Below are 3,886 nucleotides of genomic sequence, written 5' to 3' on the forward strand. Positions count from 1 at the left end.
GGGCTAAGCGGAATGGCGTTTATTCTGATTGTTCCTACCTTCTTTCTGCTGAAGGTCAAGAAGCCGACGTATGAATACGAAATTTTAAGCCCGGAATCCTGACCTAAAATTCCCAAAGTATTGCTTCTGTTGACCAGGGAAAGAATAGACAATTTAGGGAAATTGGGCAGAAGGCTTACTACCCAAGGTTCTCGGCAAGAAATGGCTTCAAACGATTTAAAAAAATTTTAAAAAAGGAGGAGAAGATGATCACTGGATTGGACCACATCCACATTATTTGCGGCAACATGGAAGAGGCGGTGCAATACTTTGAGAAGGTATTCGATGGCCGGGTAGTTTCCCGCAGCGAAATGAGGGGGTTTCCCCTGATTCGAATGGATGTGAAGGGAGCTACTTTGGCTCTTTTAGGGACGGAGCCCAAAGCCGGCCAGCTCACGCCCGGAAAAGGAAACAGAGGACTCGACCATTTCGGGTTTAAAGTGAAAGACCTCGAACAAACCGCCCAAGACCTCAAAAAGAGAGGGGCAAAATTTAGCATTGAACCAACCGTTACCCCCTCGGGGATCAAAATTGCTTTTATCGAAGGCCCAGAGGGGATCCGGATTGAGTTGGTGGAGAGGGATTGATTGTAGATCACTACGAATGTTACTACAAAACCCTTGACTCGGTTTTTTTCTTGATTATACTAAAGTTCGCCTACTGGCAAAATGCAGTCGGAAGGTGTGGCGTAGAAGTAGGCATCGATCCGAAAAGGGTGGAAAATGGATGATATAAAGGCCCATTTGGGCGCCGAAGTGGATGCGCTGGCTGGAGATCTTTTTAAGGTCAGCGAATTTTTGTACAACAATCCCGAAATCGCTTACCAGGAATTTAAATCCTGTGAATACCTGAGTCGCTTCCTTGAGGATCGAGGTTTTGAAGTTGAACGAGGAATTGGCGGGGTCAAAACCGCTAGAGGAGGCCGTCAGAGCCAATATGGAAGCGCTCGGGATCCCACTGAGCAAGGATGACGGCCGCCGCGGCTCCTCAGATATCGGCAATCTCAGTTATTACCTGCCGGCCATTCATCCTTCGCTGGCCATCGTAGACCCTGAAGTTCCCGGTCATTCCCAAATCTTCGCCGAGGCCACCATGAGTCCCCGGGGACGGGAAGCCTTAATTAAAGCGGCCAAGCTCCTGGCTATGACCGGTTATGATTTCCTGACCTCGGCGGAACTGAGAGAAAGGGTGAAAGAAGCCTTTGGTCAGAAGGAGTGAGATGGCGCTCATGGGCCATTATTTAAATATTGGATTTCCTTCATCATCTGGGTTTAAAAACCAATAAAATATAAGGAGGGATGAATAATGAAAAAAGTCATTTTTTTTAGTTTCGTGCTTGTTTTCCTTTTCCTGGGTTGGAGTATCCCCCCTATCGGCCTTGCGGCGGAAAAACCATTGATCATCGGTTTCGAGGGGGATGCCGCCACTTTGGATCCTCACGCTCGGAGCGAGACGACCACCACCACGGTCCAGCGGCATGTGTACGAAAACTTGATCGGATTCGACGAGAACCTGAAGATCGTCCCCGAGCTGGCGGAAAGCTGGAAATTGATTGATGACAACACCTGGGAATTCAAACTGCGCAAAGGCGTCAAATTCCACAATGGAGAACCAATGAACGCCGCCGCGGTCAAATTTTCCCTGGAGCGCTGCAAAACTCATCCGAAAAGCCAGTACAAGCATATGATCCCCGATTACAAAGAGATCCAAATCGTGGACGACAATACCATTCGTCTAATTACCAAATCGCCCACTCCCGAAGCCTTGATCATGCTGGAAAACGTCAGCATTGTTCCCCCCAAGATGTTCCAGGAATGGGACAAAAAGGACTATTCTTATCTGACGCGGAACATGGTCGGAACGGGACCCTACAAATTTGGGGAATGGGTGAAAGATGATCGCGTCACGCTGGTGGCCAACAAGGAGTGGTGGGGCCCAAAGGTGGATTTTGAAAAAGTCACCCTTCGGCCCATCCCGGAAAACGCCACTCGAGTGGCGGCGCTGGTTACCGGAGAAATCGACGCCTGCTGGGGGGTCTCGATTCCGGATATCCCCCGGGTGGAAAAGAACAAGAATACCTATGTCAGCCGAGTTCCCAGCCAGCGGACCATTTATGTCATGTTCGACATCCATGCGGACAAAGGCGGCCCGGCACCCAACGCCCAGCCCGGGATTGCCGCGGGCAAACCCAACCCCTTCAAAGACTTCCGGGTTCGCAAGGCCTTCGCCCATGCCATCAACGTGGACGATATCATCAAATACGTCATGGAAGGGAGTGCCTATCCCGCTTCCCAACTGGCCAGTCCTTACGCCGTCGGACACAACAAGAATATCCAGAGGCCCAAGTACGACCCCGAACTGGCCAAGAAGCTTCTGTCCGAAGCCGGCTACCCGAAAGGATTAGAGTGCAACTTCGATACCCCCAACGACCGGTACGTGAACGACCAGCAAGTGGCCGAGGCCATCGCCGCCCAGCTGGCCAAGGTGGGAATCCGCTTGAAGGTGATCGCCACTCCCAAGGCGGTTTTCTTTCCCAAGGTGGACCGGTATGAATCTCCTTTCTTTCTCGCCGGGTGGGGAACGATTTCCTGGCAGGGCACTTTTAATGCTTTCTTCCGGGAGAAAAAAGGACAGTACGGGCACATCAACCGGGGGCGGTTCAGCGACCCGGAGTTAGATAAGAAGATGGATATCGCCAACAGCATCATGGATGATGCCAAGCGGGACAAACTGCGCAACGAGATCGCGGAAAAAATTTATGCAACCTATTACCTGATTCCCCTTTACTATCAGGAAAACGTTTTCGGTTTCACCAAGCGGATCAAAGACGGAAAATCCCGGGTTGACGAAAGACTCTTTGCCCATGAATTGAAGAGAGCCCAATAGATTCGGCCGTTCCGGGGATTGCGGAATCTCAACGCACCCAGGAAGAGAAGAAGCATTTTCACGTAACCAATCGCTGAATTTTATTGGATAAAGGGCTATGGGAATCTACCTGCTTCGGCGCCTGTACCAGGCAATCTTAGTCCTTTTGGTCGTCTCTGGGATCGTATTCGTTATTCTACACATCTCCGGCGATCCCCTGGCCCTGCTCATGCCGCAAGATGCTCCGCCCTCGGATATAGAAGAAATGCGCCGATCCCTGGGGCTGGACAAGCCGCTCATCGTTCAATACGGCCTTTTCCTCAAGAACGCCGCTCAGGGAAATCTGGGAGTCAGCTACCACCATGGCCAGCCCGCCCTCAAGCTCGTCCTGGAGCGTCTGCCCGCTTCGCTGGAACTCGTTGTTACTACTATTCTGATCAGCCTCATCCTGGCCGTTCCGATTGGGGTCCTGGCCGCCTCCCGGAGGGGTACAATCGTAGACCGGGCCAGCCTGCTCGGCTCCCTCATTGGCATTTCGGCCCCTCCTTTTTGGATCGGCATCGTTTTCATCCTCATATTTTCGGTTGAACTTCAGTGGCTTCCCTCTTCCGGCAGGGGGACCTGGGCCCACCTGATTCTCCCTGCTGGTTCGCTGGCCCTTTACCGGTTAGCCCTTTTCATCCGCCTGATCCGGGCCGGCATGCTCGACATCATGACCATGGATTTCATCCGGACGGCCCGCTCCAAGGGGGTAAGCGAGCAGAAGGTAATCTACAAGCATGCGCTGAAGAACACGTTAATCCCTTTTGTGACCATTGCCGGGATGCAGATGGGGTCTCTCCTGGCCGGGGCCATTGTCACGGAGAAAGTTTTTGCCTGGCCCGGCATGGGCCGGTTGTTTCTGGAAGCCATTGGGGTGATGGACTTCCCGGTCATCATCGCCTGGGCCTTAGTCACCTCAACGATTTTCCTTACGGTCAAC

At 52.1% G+C, this 3,886-nt stretch carries 5 protein-coding genes; all 5 read left to right on the forward strand.

Translation table 11 applies throughout. From position 1 onward, the window contains the following. Positions 1-245: 245 nt before the first annotated feature. Positions 246-626 carry a VOC family protein gene (locus Q7V48_10370; GenBank protein ID MDO9211134.1) on the forward strand — a complete coding sequence of 127 codons (381 nt, stop codon included), beginning with the start codon at positions 246-248 and terminating at the stop codon, positions 624-626. Between the two features lie 135 nt (positions 627-761). Further along, positions 762-1,010, forward strand: coding sequence for a hypothetical protein (locus Q7V48_10375; protein ID MDO9211135.1), 249 nt, complete (start codon positions 762-764; stop codon positions 1,008-1,010). Then, a complete protein-coding gene (locus tag Q7V48_10380) occupies positions 976-1,257 on the forward strand; it encodes a hypothetical protein (protein MDO9211136.1) in 282 nt (93 codons plus the stop codon). The genes Q7V48_10375 and Q7V48_10380 overlap by 35 nt, the downstream gene beginning before the upstream one ends. Before the next feature lie 87 nt (positions 1,258-1,344). Beyond that, positions 1,345-2,925: an ABC transporter substrate-binding protein gene (locus tag Q7V48_10385; protein MDO9211137.1), complete on the forward strand. Its 1,581-nt coding sequence runs from the start codon at positions 1,345-1,347 to the stop codon at positions 2,923-2,925. 97 nt (positions 2,926-3,022) lie between these two features. After that, the coding region (locus Q7V48_10390) for an ABC transporter permease (protein MDO9211138.1) at positions 3,023-3,886 on the forward strand (864 nt) is incomplete at its 3' end.

The organism is Deltaproteobacteria bacterium (assembly GCA_030654105.1).
In the GTDB taxonomy this organism is placed as follows: Bacteria; Desulfobacterota; SM23-61; order SM23-61; family SM23-61; genus JAHJQK01.

Excerpts from the sequence above, each read along its gene's own strand:
- Q7V48_10370 (MDO9211134.1), top strand. The coding sequence starts at position 246 with ATGATCACTGGATTGGACCACATCCACATTATTTGCGGCAACATGGAA.
- Q7V48_10375 (MDO9211135.1), top strand. The coding sequence starts at position 762 with ATGGATGATATAAAGGCCCATTTGGGCGCCGAAGTGGATGCGCTGGCT.
- Q7V48_10380 (MDO9211136.1), top strand. The coding sequence starts at position 976 with ATGGAAGCGCTCGGGATCCCACTGAGCAAGGATGACGGCCGCCGCGGC.
- Q7V48_10385 (MDO9211137.1), top strand. The coding sequence starts at position 1,345 with ATGAAAAAAGTCATTTTTTTTAGTTTCGTGCTTGTTTTCCTTTTCCTG.